General features: G+C 64.3%; 12 protein-coding genes. 2 read left to right on the top strand and 10 right to left on the bottom strand.

What is annotated here, in order from left to right; genetic code table 11:
- The 4 genes from AC0YKC_RS02030 to AC0YKC_RS02015 form a co-directional block, all read right to left on the bottom strand.
- The coding region (locus AC0YKC_RS02030; RefSeq protein ID WP_488509597.1) for an ABC transporter ATP-binding protein at positions 1-1,551 on the bottom strand (1,551 nt) is incomplete at its 3' end.
- A 1-nt stretch (position 1,552) separates the two neighbouring features.
- Positions 1,553-2,677, bottom strand: coding sequence for an ABC transporter permease (locus AC0YKC_RS02025; protein WP_488509595.1), 1,125 nt, complete (start codon positions 2,675-2,677; stop codon positions 1,553-1,555).
- Positions 2,670-3,593 (bottom strand): ABC transporter permease subunit, encoded by a 924-nt coding sequence (locus tag AC0YKC_RS02020; protein ID WP_320294856.1) that lies wholly within the window; start codon positions 3,591-3,593, stop codon positions 2,670-2,672. Before AC0YKC_RS02020 ends, AC0YKC_RS02025 begins: the two co-directional genes overlap by 8 nt.
- Before the next feature lie 174 nt (positions 3,594-3,767).
- The gene (locus AC0YKC_RS02015; protein ID WP_320294855.1) at positions 3,768-5,360 is read right to left on the bottom strand and encodes a peptide ABC transporter substrate-binding protein; all 1,593 of its coding nucleotides are present in this window, start codon (positions 5,358-5,360) and stop codon (positions 3,768-3,770) included.
- A 374-nt stretch (positions 5,361-5,734) separates the two neighbouring features.
- Here AC0YKC_RS02015 and AC0YKC_RS02010 point away from each other — a divergent pair, with 374 nt between their 5' ends.
- Positions 5,735-6,100: a TadE family protein gene (locus AC0YKC_RS02010; protein WP_320294854.1), complete on the top strand. Its 366-nt coding sequence runs from the start codon at positions 5,735-5,737 to the stop codon at positions 6,098-6,100.
- A gap of 197 nt (positions 6,101-6,297) precedes the next feature.
- Complete coding sequence (locus tag AC0YKC_RS02005; RefSeq protein WP_488509592.1) at positions 6,298-7,989, top strand: TadG family pilus assembly protein; 1,692 nt, start codon at positions 6,298-6,300, stop codon at positions 7,987-7,989.
- Between the two features lie 7 nt (positions 7,990-7,996).
- Here AC0YKC_RS02005 and bglA read toward each other — a convergent pair whose 3' ends face one another.
- From bglA to glgB, 6 genes are all read right to left on the bottom strand, one after another.
- Positions 7,997-9,652 (bottom strand): beta-galactosidase BglA, encoded by a 1,656-nt coding sequence (gene bglA, locus AC0YKC_RS02000; protein ID WP_488509590.1) that lies wholly within the window; start codon positions 9,650-9,652, stop codon positions 7,997-7,999.
- Positions 9,652-11,649 (bottom strand): glycogen debranching protein GlgX, encoded by a 1,998-nt coding sequence (glgX, locus tag AC0YKC_RS01995; RefSeq protein ID WP_488509588.1) that lies wholly within the window; start codon positions 11,647-11,649, stop codon positions 9,652-9,654. The genes bglA and glgX overlap by 1 nt, the downstream gene beginning before the upstream one ends.
- A gap of 199 nt (positions 11,650-11,848) precedes the next feature.
- A complete protein-coding gene (locus AC0YKC_RS01990; protein WP_488509586.1) occupies positions 11,849-13,477 on the bottom strand; it encodes an alpha-D-glucose phosphate-specific phosphoglucomutase in 1,629 nt (542 codons plus the stop codon).
- 3 nt (positions 13,478-13,480) lie between these two features.
- Positions 13,481-14,926: a glycogen synthase GlgA gene (gene glgA, locus AC0YKC_RS01985; protein ID WP_320294849.1), complete on the bottom strand. Its 1,446-nt coding sequence runs from the start codon at positions 14,924-14,926 to the stop codon at positions 13,481-13,483.
- A gap of 58 nt (positions 14,927-14,984) precedes the next feature.
- On the bottom strand, positions 14,985-16,250 hold the full coding sequence (gene glgC, locus AC0YKC_RS01980; protein WP_320294848.1) for a glucose-1-phosphate adenylyltransferase: 1,266 nt from the start codon (positions 16,248-16,250) through the stop codon (positions 14,985-14,987).
- A gap of 63 nt (positions 16,251-16,313) precedes the next feature.
- The gene (gene glgB / locus AC0YKC_RS01975; RefSeq protein ID WP_488509583.1) at positions 16,314-18,527 is read right to left on the bottom strand and encodes a 1,4-alpha-glucan branching protein GlgB; all 2,214 of its coding nucleotides are present in this window, start codon (positions 18,525-18,527) and stop codon (positions 16,314-16,316) included.
- Positions 18,528-18,581: the final 54 nt, after the last annotated feature.

The following is an 18,581-nucleotide window of genomic DNA, read 5'->3' as shown; positions in this document are numbered from 1 at the left end:
CGGATTGTCGAAGATCTCCTGCGTCGGACCTTCCTCGACGATCTTTCCCTGCTTCATCACGATGATGTAGTCGGCCATGGCGCGAACCACCGCGAGGTCATGGCTGATGAACAGGTAGGACAGTTCGTGGTCGGCCTGCAGCTTGCGCAACAGCTCGACGATCTGCTTCTGCACGGAGCGGTCGAGCGCCGAGGTCGGCTCGTCCAGCACCACCACTTTCGGCTTCAAGATCATGGCGCGGGCAATGGCGATGCGCTGGCGCTGGCCGCCGGAGAATTCGTGCGGGTAGCGGTTGCGCGCGTTGGGATCGAGGCCGACCTCGCGCAGCGCCTCGACGGCGCGCTGGTCGCGCTGCTTGCCTGTGAGCGAGGGCTCGTGCACCAAAAGACCCTCGGTGATCACCTGGCCGACGGTCATGCGCGGCGACAGCGAACCGAACGGATCCTGGAAGACGAGCTGCAATTCGCGCCGGAGCGGCCGCATCGCCTGGCGATCGGCTTCGGATATATCGCGGTCGCCAAAGCGGATCACGCCGTCGCTGGGCAAGAGCCTGAGTAGCGCGCGGCCGAGCGTCGACTTGCCCGAACCGGACTCGCCGACGATGCCGATCGTCTGGTTGCGCTTCAGCCGGATCGAGATCCTATCCACCGCGCGCAGCATCAGCGGCTCGCCGCCTAGGAAGCCGCCGCCGATCTTGAAGACGACTTCGACATTGCGGCCTTCCAGCAGCACCGGCGAACTGGCGGGCGCCGCCGCCTTCGTGCCGGTGGGCTCGGCCGCGAGCAGCATCCTGGTGTAAGCATGCTGCGGGTTGGCGAAAAGCGCTTCCGCATCGCCCTCCTCCACCACCTCGCCCTGGCGCATGACATAGACCCGGTCGGCGAAGCGCCGCACGATACCTAGATCGTGGGTGATGAAGACGATGGCCATGCCGAGCTTGCGTTGCAGTTCGGCCAACAGCATCAGGATCTGCGCCTGGATGGTCACGTCGAGCGCCGTGGTCGGCTCGTCGGCGATCAGGATATCGGGGTCGTTGGCCAGAGCCATGGCGATCATGACGCGCTGGCGCTGGCCGCCCGACATCTCGTGCGGATAGGATTTCATCCGCCGTTCGGGATCGGGGATGTGCACCAGCCGCAAGAGCTTCAGCGCTTCTTCGCGCGCGGCGGCCGCGGAAAGTCCGCGATGCCGGCGGATCGGCTCCATAAGCTGGTTGCCGATGGTGTAGAGCGGGTCGAGCGAGGTCATCGGCTCCTGGAAGATCATGCTGATCTTGCGGCCGCGCACCTTGTTGAGATCGCTCTTCGACATGGCCAGAAGGTTCCGGCCGCGATAGTCGACCTGGCCCGTCGCCTCGCCGTTGGAAGACAACAGGCTCATCGCCGCCATCATCGTCTGGCTCTTGCCGGACCCGGATTCGCCGACGACGGCGACCGTCTCGCCGGCATTGACCTTGATGTTGATGCCCTTGACCGCTTCGACGGTGCCGTCGAGGGTCTGGAAGCGGACGCGCAGGTCCTTGACGCTGAGGATCGTTTCGGAAGCGGTCATCTCAGCGGTCCTTGGGGTCGAGCGCGTCGCGCAGGCCGTCGCCGACGAAATTCAGCGCGAACAGCGTCGAGACGAGAAAGAAAGCCGGGAACAACAGAAGCCAGTTGGCGTAGCCGATGTTCTTGGCGCCGACCGAGATCAGCACGCCCCAGCTGGTCATCGGCTCCTGCACGCCGAGACCGAGGAAGGAGAGGAAGCTTTCCAGGATGATGACCTGCGGCACCAGCAGCGTCATGTAGATGACGACCGGCCCGAGCAGATTGGGAATGACATGGCGCAACAGGATGCCGCGCTGGCCGACGCCCATGGCTTCCGCCGCCTGGACATATTCCTGCCTGCGGATCGACAGCGCCTGGCCGCGCACGATGCGCGCCATGTCGAGCCACAGCACGGCGCCGACAGCGAGGAACATCAGCACGAAGTTGCGGCCGAAGAACACCACCAGCATGATGACGAAGAAGATGAAGGGCAGCGAATAGAGCACGTCGACGATGCGCATCATCACCTCGTCGACCCTGCCGCCGGCGAAGCCCGCTGTCGCGCCGTAGATGACGCCGATGACGCCGGCGACGACGCCGGCGAGCAGGCCGATGGCCAAGGAGATGCGTCCGGCCATCAGCGTGCGCGAGAGCAGGTCGCGGCCGGTGTTGTCGGTGCCGAAGAAGAAATATTGCTGCTTCACGGCCGAGCTCATCGTCACTTCGAGGCCGTCGGGCGACTTGCTCTCGATCCTGGTGTCGTCGAAGGCGTCGGAGCGGTCGAGATAGCGGATGTTGCGGTCGTCGATCGGCTTGGTCGAGGTGACGGTGACGATGACGCGGTTGCCGTCCTGGTGCCACTCCTTGATGTCGGCGCGCATGCGCTTGATGGCGTCGCCCAGCGCACCCTGGATCATCTCAGGCTTCGGATAGGCCGAAACGCTCGGCGGCATGCGCACATAGTCGCCATAGATGGTGGTGTACTCATGCGGCACGACCCACGGACCGCAAATGCTGATGACGGCGATGAAAGCCAGGTAATAGAGGCTGAGCATCGCGGCGCGGTTGCGCTTGAGCCGCGCCCAGGCATTGCCCCAGAGCGAGCGGCCGACGATCGGCTCGGGTACGGCGACGGCGAGGTCAGTCATAGCGGACCCTCGGGTCGACGACCGCATAGAGCAGGTCGACGATCAGGTTGAAGACGATGGTGAAGAGCGCGATCACCACAACGGTTCCCATGACCAGCGTGTAGTCGCGGTTGAGCGCTGCATCGACGAAGTAGCGGCCGACGCCGGGGATGGAGAAGATCGTCTCGACGATGATCGAGCCGGTGAGCAGCGCGGCGGCCGCCGGGCCGGTGAACGAGACGATCGGCAGCACGGCGCCGCGCAGCGCGTGCTTGACCACCACCGACCAGTCGGACAGGCCGAGCGCGCGCGCCGTGCGGATATGGTGCGAGCGCAGGCTCTCGATCATCGAGCCGCGCATCAGGCGGGCGACGATGGCGATCTGCGGCAAGGCCAGCGTCAGCACCGGCCCGACCTTGTTGATGAAGGCGCCGTCGCCCCAGCCGCCGATCGGCAACAGCTTCCAGGACAGCCCGAAGACGAGCTGGATCACCGGCGCGATGACGAAGGTGGGGATGGTGCTGCCGGCGGTGGCGAGCGCGATCACCGAATAATCGCCTATCTTGTTCTGGTTGAGCGCGGCGATGGTGCCGAGGATGGAACCCAGCAGCAGCGCCAGCACCAGAGCCGAGGTGCCGATCTGGATCGAGATCGGCAAGCCCTTGGCGAAGAGTTCGGTGACGGTGAAATCCGGCAGGTTGTAGCTCGGGCCGAAATTGCCGCGCAAAAGATTGCCGAGATAGTGGACATATTGCAGCCAGAGCGGATCGTTGAGGCCGAACTGGGCTTCGAGATTGGCCCTGATCTCGGGGCTCAAGCCCCGCTCCTGGTTGAACGGGCCGCCAGGGGCGACGCGGATCAGGAAGAACGCCACCGTCACGATGACGAACAGCGTGGGGATGGCGGTCAACAGCCGCCGGAAGACATAACGCAGCATCGGCGCCCCGCTTCAGCCAGGGCAACGGCTCTCCAGACGAAGATCCGTGGCGCCGGCATCTCTGATCTTCGCACCGGCATTCCCGAAAATCCAACCCGATTTTCGGCCCGGCACGACGCCAGACCGCGACCGCCGCTATCGGAAGATAGCGGCGGCGCGGCCAAGGGTTGATCGTCAGTCCTTGGAGATGAAGCGGGATGGATGAACGTCCATGACGTTGTCGGTGAAGCCATGCAGCTTCGAGGACACGATGTCGTGGTAGCTGTAATAGAGCAGCGGGATCTGGCCGACATCGTCGACGAGGATGCGCTCGGCCGCGGCGAGGTCCTTCATGCGCTCCTCGGGCTTGCCGCCGGCGGCGGCGGCCTTGTCCATGGCGGCCTCGTAGGCCGGGCTGTCGTAGTCCGAGTAGTTGTTGCCGCTCGCCTTGCGCGAGATGCCGAGGAAGGTCTCCGGATCCTTGTAGTCGGCGATCCAGGCAGCGCGGGCGACGTCGTAATTGCCCTTCTGCTCGAGGAAGCCGTAGTGGGTCTTGGTGTCGGTGTTGAGCAGCGTCACCTCGACGCCGAGCGGCTTCAGCTGCTCCTGGATGGCGACCGCCGTGTTCTTATGGTTTTCCGAGGTGTTGTAGCGGATTTCCATCTTCAGCGGATGCTCGGGCGTGTAGCCTAGCTTCTCCAGGATCTTCTTGGCCTCGTCCTCGCGGTCGATCTGCGGCATGTCCGCGTATTTGGCCATCGCCGGCGTGTAGCCCTCGATGCCGGGAGGCACCATGGAATATCCAGGCAGCATGGAGTTCTGCCAGACCTTCTCGGCCAGGAAGTCGCGGTCGATCGCCATCGAAATGGCATTGCGGAGCTCGACATTGTTCCAAGGCGCTTTGTCGGTCTTGATGGCGTAATAATAGGTGCCGAGATACGGGCCGACCTTGATCTGATCGCCGAACTTGGTCTTGAGGTCGGCCAACTGCTCGGTCGGCAGATCGTCATAGCTGTCGAGCTCGCCTGCCTCGAAGCGCTTCATGGCGGAGGAACGGTCCTCGGTCGGGATGTAATTGACGGTGTCAATCTTGACGCTGGCGGCATCCCAGAATTTCGGGTTCTTGACCAGCTTGAGGTGGTCGTTGGGCACCCATTCGGCGAGCGTATAGGCGCCGTTGGACACGAGCTTGCCGGGCTTGATCCAGTCGGCGCCGAGCTTGTCCATCGAGGCCTTGTTGACCGGATAGGTCGCCTGGTGGGTCAGCATCTCCAGGAAGTAGGGTGTCGGCGCCTTGAGCGTGACTTCCAGCGTGTTGGCATCGATCGCCTTCACGCCCATGTCCTCAGCCTTGCCCTTCTTGGTGTTGAAGTCTTCGGCGCCCTTCACCGGATAGAGCATCGAGGCGTATTCCGCGCCGGTCGCGGGATCTTCCAGGCGGTGGAAGGCAAAGACGAAGTCTTCCGCCTTCACCGGGGTGCCGTCGGACCACATGCCGTCCTTGCGCAGCTTGAAGGTATAGACGGTGCCGTCGTCCGAGACGGTCCAGCTTTCGGCGGCGCCCGGGATGAGATTGGCCTTCTCGTCCTGCATCACCAGTCCCTGGAACAGGTCGCGCAGGATGTTGGCTTCGTAGACGGTCGAGGTCTTGTGCGGATCGACAGATTCCGGCTCCGCGGCGCTGCCGCGGTTGTAGACCACTTCGGCAAAAGCATGCGTGTAAAAGGAGCCCGTGGCCAGAGCCATGGTGGTGGCGAACACCGTCGCCTTCAGCATATTTTTCAGCATGAAGTTCTCCCTGTCGGCGCAGCCCCTCAGCCGCGCCTCTTTAAGTTTTAACACCTCGGAACCGTTGAAACGGCCCCGTTTCAGGCGTGCCGCCGGTCCCTTCCGGCGGCTGGTGGCAGGAGACTAGACAGAGCGAAATCTTATTTCAACCATTGCCTGCTTGACGCAAAGTGAGCGTCATCACGCTAAAACAGCAAAACCTAAAGCTTAGAGCTTGCCTTCAACTTGGTACACCTGCCGGTTGTTCGAGGCATTTTCTGTTTTTGCAGGCAGGTTTTGGCATTCTCCGTATCATGCTGAAAAACCGAAAACTCCCTGTTTCCTGGTCTCGTTTCCCGGCAGACGCCGAGGGCACGTCAGCAATCGAATTCGCCATGCTGGCACCGATCTTCATCCTGCTTCTGCTCGGCATGGTTGCATATGGAATCTATTTCGGCGCCAGCCATTCCGTCCAGCAGATCGCCGCCGATGCGGCGCGCACGGCGATTGCCGGCCTGAACCAGACCGAGCGGCAGGCACTGGTCACCGATTTCATCGCGCACGATGTCTCGGGCTATCCGTTCGTCGACCCCAACAAGCTGACCGTCAACGCGCAGGACAGCGTCGCCGACGGCAGCCAGTTCGTCGTCTCGGTCACCTACGATGCGCGCAACCTGCCGATCTGGAATCTGTTCAAGACGCTGCCGCTACCGGGCACCACGATCCAGCGCCAGTCGACGATCCGGGTCGGAGGCATATGATGCCCATCAAGGGGGGGCTTAAGCGGTTTATCGTTTCCAGGAAACGCCAAACCGCTCCATCTGTTTTCCGTGACGCAATTGCGGACGGAAGGCTACGGCGAAGTCGCCGAACCGAACCGCTTCGCACTTTTCCTGGAATTGCTCTCATAGCGGCGACGCGAAGGCTCGTCGCCGACCGTAGCGCGAATTTCGCCGTCATGACGGCGCTATGCACGCCGGTGGCGCTGGCGCTGACCGCCTTCGCGATCGACGAAGGCTCGCTTTACAATGAGCGCCGCGCTGCGCAGTCGATCGTCGACCTTGCCGCCATCACCGCGGCCTCGAACATCACCCATGCGCAGCAGGCGGTGCTGACGACGCTCAGCGACAACGGCATCACCTCGGTCGCCGTGCAGGAGCAAGGCACCACCGTGGCGCCAACCGCCAGCAAGGCGGTCGTCCAGATCGTGCCGGGACGCTACACGGGCGTCAGCGCCATTGCCGCCGGCAGCCGGTTCGAGGCGGGCAAGCTGCCTTACAATGCCGTGCAGGTGTCGCTGAAGAAGCAGGGCACGCTCTATTTCGCCGGCTCGATCATGTCGCCGCCCACTCTCGGCACGACCGCTATCGCTAGCGCGCAGCCGCAAGCGGCTTTTTCGGTCGGCTCGCGGCTTGCCAGCCTCAATGGCGGCATTCTCAACGCGCTTCTCGGCGGCCTTCTCGGCGGCAACATCTCGCTCAGCGTGATGGATTACAATTCGCTGGTGTCGGCCGATATCGATGTTCTTTCGTTCACCGATGCGCTGGCCACGCAATTGCATCTGACCGGTGTCAGCTATTCCGACGTGCTCGCCTCCAAGGCAACGGTCGGCCAGATCGCCACCGCCATGGCCAACGTGCCCGGGCTGGACCACACAGCCAAGATCGCGCTCCAGACCATGGCCTCCAGCGCCACCAACACCGTCAAGATTCCGCTCAGCAGCCTCGTCGACCTGGGCTCGGTGGGCAACCTCGGCCTTGGACAAAAACCGGCCGGGCTGTCGGTCGACGCCAGCGCGCTCAGCATGCTGACGGCGGCGGCAGCACTTGCCAACGGCACGAACCAGGTCGCGGTCAATCTCGGCGCCACCATACCTGGGCTGGCATCGACCACGCTTGCCATCGCCATCGGCGAGCCGATGCAGAATTCGGCCTGGCTGGCGGTGGGAGAGGCAGGCACGGTGGTGCGCACTGCGCAGACGCGCATCAAGCTCAACGCCAGCGTCACGCTCGGCAATGCCAATCTCGGCGGCGGCATCAGTCTGCTTGCCGTCAACCTGCCGCTCAATGTCGAGGTCGCCTATGCGGAAGCCAAGCTGACCGACATCACCTGCCCGACCGGACCCTCCAGCATCAAGGTGTCGATCGCCGCGCAGCCGGGCGTGGTCGCGGCTCATCTGGCCAAGAGCAGCGCCAGCGGTTTCGCCGACTTCACCCAGCCGCAATCCTTCTCCGACGCCGAGATCGCGGATGTCAGCCTCAAGCTGCTGCTGATCAACCTCAATCTGCTGCAGATCAATGGGCAGTCGGCCTTTTCGGTCACGAACATGGCGCCGACCACCCTGACCTACAACGCCTCCGACATCGCCAACAAGGCGATCAAGACGGTGTCGACGAAGAACCTGACGCAGTCGCTGACGACATCGCTGGTCAACAACCTGTCGCTGTCGGTCAATGCGCTGGGGCTCGGCCTCGACGTGACCGCCCTGCTCGGCACCGTGAAGCCTGCAGTGACGACGCTGCTCAACGGCGTGACCGCGCCGGTCGACGACCTGCTCTACAATGTGCTTGGGGCGCTCGGTGTCCATGTCGGAGAGGCAGACGTGCGTGTGACCGGCGCGACCTGCGGGCGCTCGGTGCTCGTCCAGTAAGCCGCCTTCAGGCAATTCTGCCTACGAAGCACCCCACGGGCGGCAGTGCCAGGCCAATCTCCTCGAGGACACCGCCAAGAACGCCGGCGACGTCAGCGGCAAGAGCCGTTATCTCGGCATCCCTGATCTCGGCCGGCAGGGCCCAGTGCGCCGGCTCCGCGGCGAAGTTGAAGACGCATAGCAATCTCTCGTCTTCGTGCTGGCGGATGAAAGCCAGCACATCGCCGTCGGCCTCGAGGAAACGGATAGAGCCAGCGATCAGCGCCGGATGGCGCTTGCGCAGAGCCAGGATCGAGCGATAAGCCGCCAGCACGGAACCGCCCTCGCCATCCTGGACATCGACCGCTCGCGCACGATGCGCTTGCGGCACCGGCAGCCAGGGCTTGGCCGTCGAGAAGCCTGCATTGTCCGCCTCAGCCTGCCAGATCATCGGCGTGCGACAGCCGTCCCTGCCCTTCACGCCCGGCCAGAAGCGGATGCCGACCGGATCACGCAGATCCTCATAGGCGAGTTCAGCTTCATCGAGGCCCAGTTCCTCGCCCTGGTAAAGGCAGATCGAGCCGCGCAGGCAGGACAAAAGCGCGATCGAGAACTTGGCCACCGCGTCCGGGCTCTCGCCAGGCCGTGTCCAGCGGCTGACATGGCGCACGACATCATGGTTGGAGAAGGCCCAGCAGACCCAGCCGTCCGGGGCGGTGGTCTTGAACGCCTCGACGCAGCCGCGCACATGGGCGGCGGAAAATTGCGGGCTGAGCAGGTCGAACGTGTAGCACATCTGCAGTTTGTCGCCGCCGGAGACATAGGCGGCGAGCGTCTGCAGCGAACGCTCCTCGTCCCCCACCTCGCCGACTGCGGCGCGGTCTTGATATTCGTCGAGCAGCGCGCGGAAGCGTTTCAGGAAGTCGAGGTTTTCGGGGCGCGTCTTGTCGAAAAGATGCTCCTGGAACCCATAGGTGCTTGTCGAGCCGTTGGTGCCGGCGACGCTTGACGCCAAGGGCGGGTTATCGCGCAGCCAGCGGTCGTGGACATAGTAGTTCACGGTATCCAGCCGGAAGCCGTCGACGCCACGCTCCAGCCAGAAGCGCACGGTGTCGAGCAGCGCGTCCTGGACCTCACGATTGTGGAAGTTCAAATCCGGCTGCGCGGCCAGGAAGTTGTGCATGTAATATTGCCGGCGGGTCGCGTCCCACTCCCAGGACGGGCCGCCGAAGACGGACAGCCAGTTATTGGGGGCGCTGCCGTCCGGCCTGGCGTCGGCCCAGACATACCAGTCGGCCTTGGCGTTGTCGCGGCTGGCGCGGCTCTCGACGAACCACTCATGCTTGTCGGAAGAATGCGAGATCACCTGGTCGATGATGAGCTTCAGGCCGAGCCGATGCGCCTCGACGACCAGCGCGTCGAAATCTTCCAGGCTGCCGAACATCGGATCGACGTCGCGATAGTCGGACACGTCGTAGCCCATGTCAGCCATCGGCGATTTGAAGAAGGGCGACAGCCAGACCGCATCGACGCCGAGCGAAGCGATATAAGCGAGCCGCGCGGCGATGCCCTTCAGGTCGCCGCTGCCGTCGCCGCTCGTGTCCTGGAAGGAGCGCGGATAGACCTGGTAGATGACACAGCCGCGCCACCATTCGGTTCCCTGCCCGGGATTGTCGCCAGCCATCACGAACCCTTCCCGCTGCGCGATTTGGCGGCACGCCGCTCGATCATGAAATTGACGCTGCGGCCGGGCAACGGCCGCGCGGGGTCGACCGGCTGAGTCTCGATTGCCGGGCGCCATTCAAATCCGTCCCGCGCCGGCAAGGAGAAGACACATTGGCGGCGGTCGCCATTGATCACGACGGCCAGGCGGTTGCCTTCGGTATCGCCAAGCAGCATGACGAGGCGATGCCGGCCGGGATCGTTCCAGTCCGTATCGCCGAGCGGCGCACCGGTCTCGGTCAGCCAGGCCACGTCGGGAATGTCCGCTCCGTCGGCCGGCTCGCCCGCCAGGAAGTGTGTATCCGCCAGAGCGGGAAAGACCCGGCGCAGCGAAGCGAGTGACGATGCATATTGCTCGAGCGCCCGATCGCGGCCTGCCCAGTCCAGCCAGGTGACGGCGTTGTCCTGCGCATAGGCGTTGTTGTTGCCTTTCTGCGTGCGGCCGAACTCGTCGCCGGCGGTCAGCATGATGGTGCCGCGCGAGGCAAAGAGCGTGGCGAGCAGCGCGCACTGGTCGGCGAAGCGGGCCCTGGCGATCGCCTCCTCATCCGTCTCGCCTTCGGCGCCGTTGTTCCAGGACAAATTGTCGTTATGGCCGTCGCGATTCTGCTCGCCATTGGCCTCGTTGTGCTTGCGCTCATAGGCGACGATGTCGGCCAGCGTCATGCCGTCATGCGCGGCGATGAAGTTGACCGTGCGACTGACAGGTTTCCCTTCTCTGCCAAAGACGTCCGAGGAGCCGGCAAGCCGGGTGGCCAAAGCGCCGATCGCGCCGGTATCGCCGCGCCAGAAGCGCCTGACATCGTCGCGGTAGCGGTCATTCCATTCCAGATAGGGCGGGCGGAAATTGCCGAGCTGGTAGCCGTTCGGGCCGATATCCCAGGGTTCGGCGATCAGCGCGCGGTCGGCAAGCAGAGGATCGCCGGCGATGGCCTGAAGCAATGGCGCTTCCGGCTCGAAGGCGCCGTCGACGCGGCCGAGCACCGGTGCCAGATCGAAGCGGAAGCCGTCGACACCGGCAAAGCGGACGAAGTGGCGAAGCGTATCGAGCACCATCTCGCGCACTACCGGATGGTCGCAGGCGACCGTGTTGCCGGTGCCGGTGTCGTTGACCAGCCTGCCGTCCTGCTGATGCCGGTAGTAGGCCAGCGCATCCAGCCCGCGCAGCGACAGCGTCGGGCCGAGCCGGTCGCTCTCGCCGGTGTGGTTGAAGACGAGATCGAGGATGGTGCCAACGCCGGCATTGCGCAGCGCGGCGACGGTATCGCGCAGTTCCTTGAGGCCGCCGGGCGCCAGACGCGGATCCAGCGCCATGAAGGTGACGGGATTGTAGCCCCAGGCGTTGCCCAGCCCCAGCGGCGGCAGATGCCGCTCGTCGATCGACGCGGTGACCGGCATCAGCTCGACCGCGGAGACGCCGAGACGCATCAGGTGCTCAACGACAGCCGGGTGGGCAAGCGCCGCGACGGTGCCGCGCTCAGCCTCCGGCACGTCCGGATGCAGTCTGGTGAAGGAGCGGACGTTGAGCTCGTAGATCAGCCCGCCGGGCTGGAACAGCGGCGGCTTGGCCGGCACTGGTTTGAGCAGGGACCGCGCAATCGCCTTCGGCATCAGCGAGGCCGTGTCGGCGCCTTCGCTGCGTTTGGCGGCAAGCCGCCAATGGTATTGGTATGGACGATCGACCTCGACGGCATACGGGTCGGAGAGAAGCTTGCTCGGATCGAACCACAGGCCGCGTTCCGGCGCGTAGTCGCCGTCGGCGCGAAAGCCGTAGCGGGTGCCGTCGCTAAGGCCGGGGACAAGCAGCGCATGCAGGCCCTCGCCTTCCGGGTTGAGCTCCAGCCGGTCGAGCTCGCGCGCGCCGGTCCCGTCGAAAAGCGAGACCCAGAGCCGTCGCGCCGATGAGGACCAGACGGCGAAGCGGATGCCTTCGGGAGTGATGGCGGCGCCGAGGGTCATGCAGGCGCCTTCCCTTCTCCCGTTGTGGGAGAAGGTGGATCGGCGCGCAGCGCCGAGACGGATGAGGGGTATTGGAAGGAATGGGGCGCAGGTGTTCTGGACGCCGGTTTGCGCCAAGCTGGAGCACCCCTCATCCGTCGCCTTCGGCGACACCTTCTCCCACAAGGGGAGAAGGTGGAGCCGCGCGGCGCCGCCGCCCTCAAGTAATCACGCTCGGCTTGTTGCGGCCGGTGTGGCTCTTGATGCCGGCGATGTCGTCAGCGGCGGCGATGAGGTCGGCCAGCGCTTCCTGCGTGTCGAGGTCATGCCGCGCCTTGTCCGGCTCGTAGCGCTCGATATAGACGCGCAGCGTCGCGCCCGACGTGCCAGTGCCCGAGAGGCGCAGCACGACGCGCGAGCCGCCCTCGAACAGGATTCGTATGCCCTGATGCTCGCTCACCGAGCCGTCGACCGGATCGTGATAGGCAAAGTCGTCGGCCTTGGCGATCTTGAGGCCGCGCACGCTGGTGCCGGGCAGCGAGTTAAGCTTGGCGCGCAGCTCGTCGACCAGCGCATTGGCGCGGTCGCTCTCGACCTCCTCATAGTCGTGGCGTGAATAGTAGTTGCGGCCGTAGGTCGCCCAGTGCTCGGTGACGATCTGCTTGCAGCTCTCGCCGCGCGCGGCGAGGATGTTGAGCCACAAAAGCACCGCCCACAACCCGTCCTTCTCGCGCACATGGTTGGAGCCGGTGCCGGCGCTTTCCTCGCCGCAGATGGTGGCCATGCCGGCGTCGAGCAGGTTGCCGAAGAACTTCCAGCCGGTCGGCGTCTCATAGATGCCGACGCCGAGCTTTTCGGCGACGCGGTCGGCAGCACCACTGGTCGGCATCGAACGGGCAATGCCCTTGAGGCCGTCCTTGTAGCCCGGCGCCAGCTTGGCATTGGCGGCAAGCATCGCCACCGAATCCGACGGCGTGACGAAGATGCCTCTGCCGATGATCAAATTGCGGTCGCCGTCGCCGTCGGACGCCGCGCCGAAATCCGGCGCATCGGGGCCCATCATCTCGTCATAGAGATGCTTTGCGTGCACAAGGTTCGGGTCGGGATGGTGGCCGCCGAAATCCGGCAGTGGCTTGAAGTTGCGGCAGGTGCCGTCCGGGGCGCCGAGGCGGTGCTCGATGATCTCCTTGGCATAGGGGCCGGTCACCGCGTGCATGGCGTCGAAACGCATGCGGAAGCCCGACTTGAAGAGCTTCCTCAGCGCATCGAAGTCGAACAGGCTTTCCATCAATTCGGCATAATCCTTGACCGGGTCGAAGATCTCGACCGTCATGTCGCCGGCCTTGACGGTGCCGATGGTGTCGATGTCGATCTCGCCGATCTCGGCGATCTTGAAGCTCTTGATCTCCTTCGACTTGGCGAAGATCGCGTCGGTGATCTTTTCAGGGGCCGGGCCGCCATTGCCGGCATTGTACTTGATGCCGAAATCCTCGTGCGGGCCGCCGGGATTGTGGCTGGCCGACAGGATGATGCCGCCGAAGGTCTTGTATTTGCGGATGACGTTGGAAGCGGCGGGGGTCGACAGAATACCGCCCTGCCCGACCATCACCTTGCCGAATCCATTGCCGGCGGCAATCGCGATGGCCTTCTGGATGACCTCGCGGTTGTAGAAGCGGCCGTCGCCGCCAATCACCAGCGTCTTGCCCTGAAAACCGTCCAGCGCATCGAAGATCGACTGGATGAAGTTCTCGGCATAGTGCTCCTGCTGGAACACCGGCACTTTCTTGCGCAGGCCCGACGTGCCAGGCTTCTGGTCGGTATAGGGTTTGGTGGGGACGGTTTTGATCATGCCTCAGGCAGCCCTTTTCGAAAGCAGCAAGCGATAGAGTTCGACGTATTTTTCGGCGCTCTTGTCCCAGGAGACATCGGCCTTCATGCCCTGGCGCTGGATCGAGGCCCAGGTCGCGGGCCGCGCATGCACCTCGACCAGCCGCTGGATGGCATGGAGCATCGCGCCGCCATTGTTGGGCGCGAACTGGAAACCGGTGGCGACACCAGCCGACAAGGCGGCCTCATTGGCGTCGATGATCGTGTCGGCCAACCCGCCGGTACGGGCGACGACCGGCACGCAGCCATAGCGCAGGCCATAGAGCTGGGTGAGCCCGCACGGCTCGAAGCGGGACGGGATGATGATGGCGTCGCAGCCGCCCTGCATGACATGCGAAAGGCCTTCGTCGTAACCGACGACGACGCCGACGCGACCGCGATGGCGGGCTGCGGCGGCAAGCAGCGTGCCCTCGAGACCGGCATCGCCCGAGCCGAGGATCGCAAGGCGCGCGCCGGCGGCGACGATGCCGTCGACGACCGCGGCGAGGATGTCCATACCCTTCTGCCAGGTCAGCCGGCTAATGACGCAGACGATCGGGCTGCCATCCGCCTCCAGGCCGAAGCGCTCTTCGACCGCCTTGCGGTTCTTGGCCCTCGCCGCAAGCTTCTCGGCCGAATAATTGGCGACCAGATGCTTGTCGGTCTCGGGATTCCAGATATCGACGTCGATGCCGTTGACGATGCCGTAGAGGTCGGTTGAGCGCATATTGATCAGCCCGTCGAGACCCATGCCGAATTCGGGCAAGCGGATTTCCTGCGCATAGGTCGGGCTAACCGTGGTGATCGCCCAGGCAGCCTGGAGGCCGGCCTTGAGAAAGCCGACGCCGCCATAATATTCGACGCCGTCGAGCTGCATGGCCACCGCCGGCAGGCCGAGCTCGCCGAAGATGCCGGCGCCGAACTGGCCCTGGAAGGCAAGGTTGTGCACGGTGATCAGCGACGGCACGCCGACGGCCTTGCCGTAGCGCATATAGGCAAGCGTCATCGCCGACTGCCAGTCATGGGCATGCACGATATCGGGCTGGTAACCGGAGATCGCACCGCCGGCAATGTCGCCGCCAACCTGGCTCAAGGCCGCGAAGCGGCGCCAGTTGTCCGGCCAGTCGGCGCCGGAGGCGGTGCCGTAAGGGCCGCCCTGGCGATCGAAGAGATGCGGCGCGTCAAGCACGAAGAGGTCGAGATCGCCGACCTTGACGGCATGAATCGAAGCTTTGCCGCCCTGCAGCAGCGGATACTGGTAGACGGCCTTCTTCTTGGCGAAGGCCGCCATCACGACGGGATAGCCGGGGATCAGCGTGCGCATCGCCACGCCCTTGCCGGCCAACGCGATCGGCAAGGCGCCGGTCACGTCGGCAAGCCCGCCGGTCTTGATCAGCGGAAAGATTTCGGGCGTGACCGACAGAACCTGCATGCGCTCCACATTCCGATCTTAAAGTGACAGTTTGTCGATCAAGCTGACAACTTGTTGATCAAACTGACAACTTGTTGATCATATCTTGCGTGATCAGGCAGATGCCTTTTTCCGATACACGGAAGCGCTTGGCGTCGAGCGCCGGGTCCTCGCCGACCACCAATCCTTCCGGGATGTGGACGCCGTGATCAATGACGACGCGCTTGAGATGCGCGTTGCGGCCGACAGTGACGTCGGGCAGCATCACCACTTCCTCGAGCTTCGAATAGGAATTGATGCGCGCGCCGGTGAAGATCAGGCTGCGGCGCAGCGAGGCGCCGGAGACGATGCAGTCGCCGGAGACCAGCGAGGAGATCGCCTCGCCGCGTCGGCCGTCCTCGTCATGCACGAACTTTGCCGGCGGCTTCAATTCGGCATAGGTCCAGATCGGCCAGTCGCGGTCGTAGAGGTCTAGCTCGGGCGTGATGTCGGTCAAGTCGATGTTGGCTTCCCAATAGGCGTCCACCGTTCCGACGTCGCGCCAATAGGGCTCGGACTCATGCGAGGAGCGCACGCAGGATTTGGCGAAGCGATGGGCGATCGCCTTACCGTGCTGGACGATGTAGGGGATGATGTCCTTGCCGAAGTCGCGGCTGGAGCCGGGCTCGGCCGCGTCGCGGCGCAGTTGTTCCATCAGGAACTTGGTCTTGAAGACATAGATGCCCATCGAGGCCAGGGCGAATTCCGGCTTGTCGGGGATGCCGGGCGGATCGGCCGGCTTCTCGACGAAGGCGATGATGTTGTCCTTCTTGTCGACATGCATGACGCCGAAGCCGGTCGCCTCCATGCGCGGCACCTCCAGGCAGCCGACGGTGACGTCGGCGCCGGCGTCGACATGCTGGCGCAGCATCAGCTCGTAGTCCATCTTGTAGATGTGGTCGCCGGCGAGGATGACCATGTATTCGGGGCCGTAGGCCTCGATGATGTCGATGTTCTGGTAGACGGCGTCGGCCGTGCCTTCATACCACTGCGTTTCCGAGACGCGCTGCGATGCAGGCAGGATGTCGAAGCTTTCGTTTCGCTCGGGCCGCAGGAAGTTCCAGCCGCGCTGCAGGTGGCGGATCAGCGAATGCGCCTTGTACTGGGTGGCGACGCCGAGGCGGCGGATGCCGGAGTTGAGCGCATTGGACAGGGCAAAATCGATGATGCGCGTCTTGCCGCCGAAATAGACCGCTGGCTTGGCGCGCCGGTCGGTCAGCTCCTTGAGGCGGCTGCCGCGGCCGCCGGCCAGCACATAGGCCATGGCATCGCGTGCCAGCGGCTGGGTTCTTTTGATCTCTGCCATTTTGTTACCCTCCCAAACAAGCTGCCCGGATTGTTGCAAGAGCAGGATGAGACATCATCTGCTTCAATCCGTGACGAATTCCAGCATGATCGTCGACAGCGGCGGCAAAAGCATCGTCGCCGATACGCCGCCTCCTTCCCCGCTCGCCTCGACCATGCCGCCATTACCCATGCCGGAGCCGCCATAGACCTCGGCGTCGGTATTGATGATTTCGCGCCACTTTCCCGCCTTCGGCAGCGGCACGCGATAGTTCTCGCGCGGCACCGGCGTAAAATTGGAGATGACGGCAATGGGATTGCCGCCCGGCGCGCTGCGCAGCCATGCGAAGACCGAATTGTCGCGGTCGTCGACGATCAGCCAGGAGAAGCCTTCCGGCTCGCAGTCGCGCGCATGCAGCGCCGGGCGCGAACGATAGAGGTAGTTCAGGTCGCGCACCGTCTGCCAGACGCCGCGATGCGGTGCGAATTCGAGCAGGTTCCAATCGAGCGCGCGCTCCTCGCTCCACTCGCGGCGCTGGGCGAATTCCTGGCCCATGAACAACAGCTTCTTGCCGGGATAGCCCCACATGAAGGCGTAATAGGCGCGCAGGGTGGCAAACTTCTGCCAGTCGTCGCCGGCCATCTTGTTGAGCAGCGTGCCTTTGCCGTGCACGACCTCGTCATGCGACAGCGGCAGCACGAAATTCTCCGAGAACGCGTAGACCAGGCCGAAGGTGATGTCGTTGTGATGGTGCTTGCGGAAGATAGGCTCCTTGGAGAGATACTCCAGCGTGTCGTGCATGAAGCCCATGTTCCACTTGAAGCCGAAGCCGAGGCCGCCTTCATGCACAGGGCGCGACACTTTCGGCCACGAGGTCGACTCCTCGGCGATCGTCATCACGCCGGGATGGTGGCCGTAGACCTCCTTGTTCATCTTCTGCAGGAAACTGACCGCTTCGAGGTTCTCGCGCCCGCCCTTCTCGTTGGGGATCCACTCGCCCGCCTTGCGCGAATAATCGAGGTAGAGCATCGAGGCGACCGCGTCGACGCGTAGGCCGTCGACATGGTATTTCTCGGCCCAGAACAGCGCGTTGTTGACCAGGAACGACACCACCTCGCGGCGGCCGAAATTGTAGATGGCGGTGTTCCAGTCGGGGTGAAAACCCTGGCGCGGGTCGGCATGTTCGTAGAGCGCCGTGCCGTCGAACTTCACCAGCCCATGCTCGTCGACCGGGAAATGCGCCGGCACCCAGTCGAGGATGACGCCGACGCCGGCGCGGTGCGCGCCGTCGACGAAGCGGGCAAAGCCGTCCGGATCGCCGAAGCGGGCCGTCGGGGCGTAGAGGCCGGTGGTCTGGTAGCCCCAGGACGGGTCGTAGGGGTGCTCGGAGATCGGCAGGAACTCGATATGGGTGAAGCCGGTGTCGATCACGTAGGGGATCAGCCGCGCGGCGAGCTCGTCCCAAGAGAGGAACGTGCCGTCGTCGCGGCGCTGCCAGGAGCCGGCGTGGACCTCATAGATCGAGATCGCCTCGCGCCTGGGATCGGCCTTTTGCCAGAAACCGCGATGCGCCTCGTCGCCCCAGCGATGCGCGATCGGCGGCGCCGTCACCGAGGCGGTGGCCGGGCGCAGTTCCGACTCGAAGGCGAACGGATCGGCCTTGAGCGGCAGGCGCACGCCGTCGGGCCCGATGATCTCGAACTTGTAGGGCTGCCCCGCGCCGAGATCGGGAATGAACAATTCCCAGATGCCGGTGTCCTTGCGGTCGCGCATGGTGTCGCGGCGGCCGTCCCAGTCATTGAAGGCGCCGACCACGGAGACGCGCCTCGCGTTCGGCGCCCAGACGGCGAAATGCACGCCGGTGGCGCCCTCGTGTTCGATGATGTGGGCGCCGAGCTTGTCGAAGAGCCTGAGATGAGAGCCCTCGGCCATGTAATAGTCGTCCATCGGACCCAATACCGGGCCGAAGGAATAGGGATCGGTCAGCCACCAGTCGCCGCCGGCATTCCTGGCGTGATAGCGCAGCGGCTGGCGCTTGCGGATCGAGATCTTGCCCTCGAAGAAGCCGGCGTCGTCACGGCGGGAGAGCTCGCCGGCCTCCTTGCCGGTCAGCGTATAGGCGGTGACGAATTCGGCGTTGGGCACGAAGCAGCGGGCGACGAAGCCTTTGCCGGCTTCCTGCACGCCCAGGACCGCGAAAGGATCGCCATGCGTTCCGGCGACAATCGCCGCGACATCGCCGGCTGGCGCCAGTCCGTCCGGCCCGCTTGTCGCAGCGGTCGCGCGCGGCTTCCTCATCAAGCGGTCGCCCTCCCCGGGCACCTTTGTTTTGGGTGCGCCCGCCCAGCACAA

This window comes from Mesorhizobium sp. CNPSo 4661, assembly GCF_057784215.1.
This window is presented reverse-complemented; position numbering and strand designations above follow the sequence as displayed.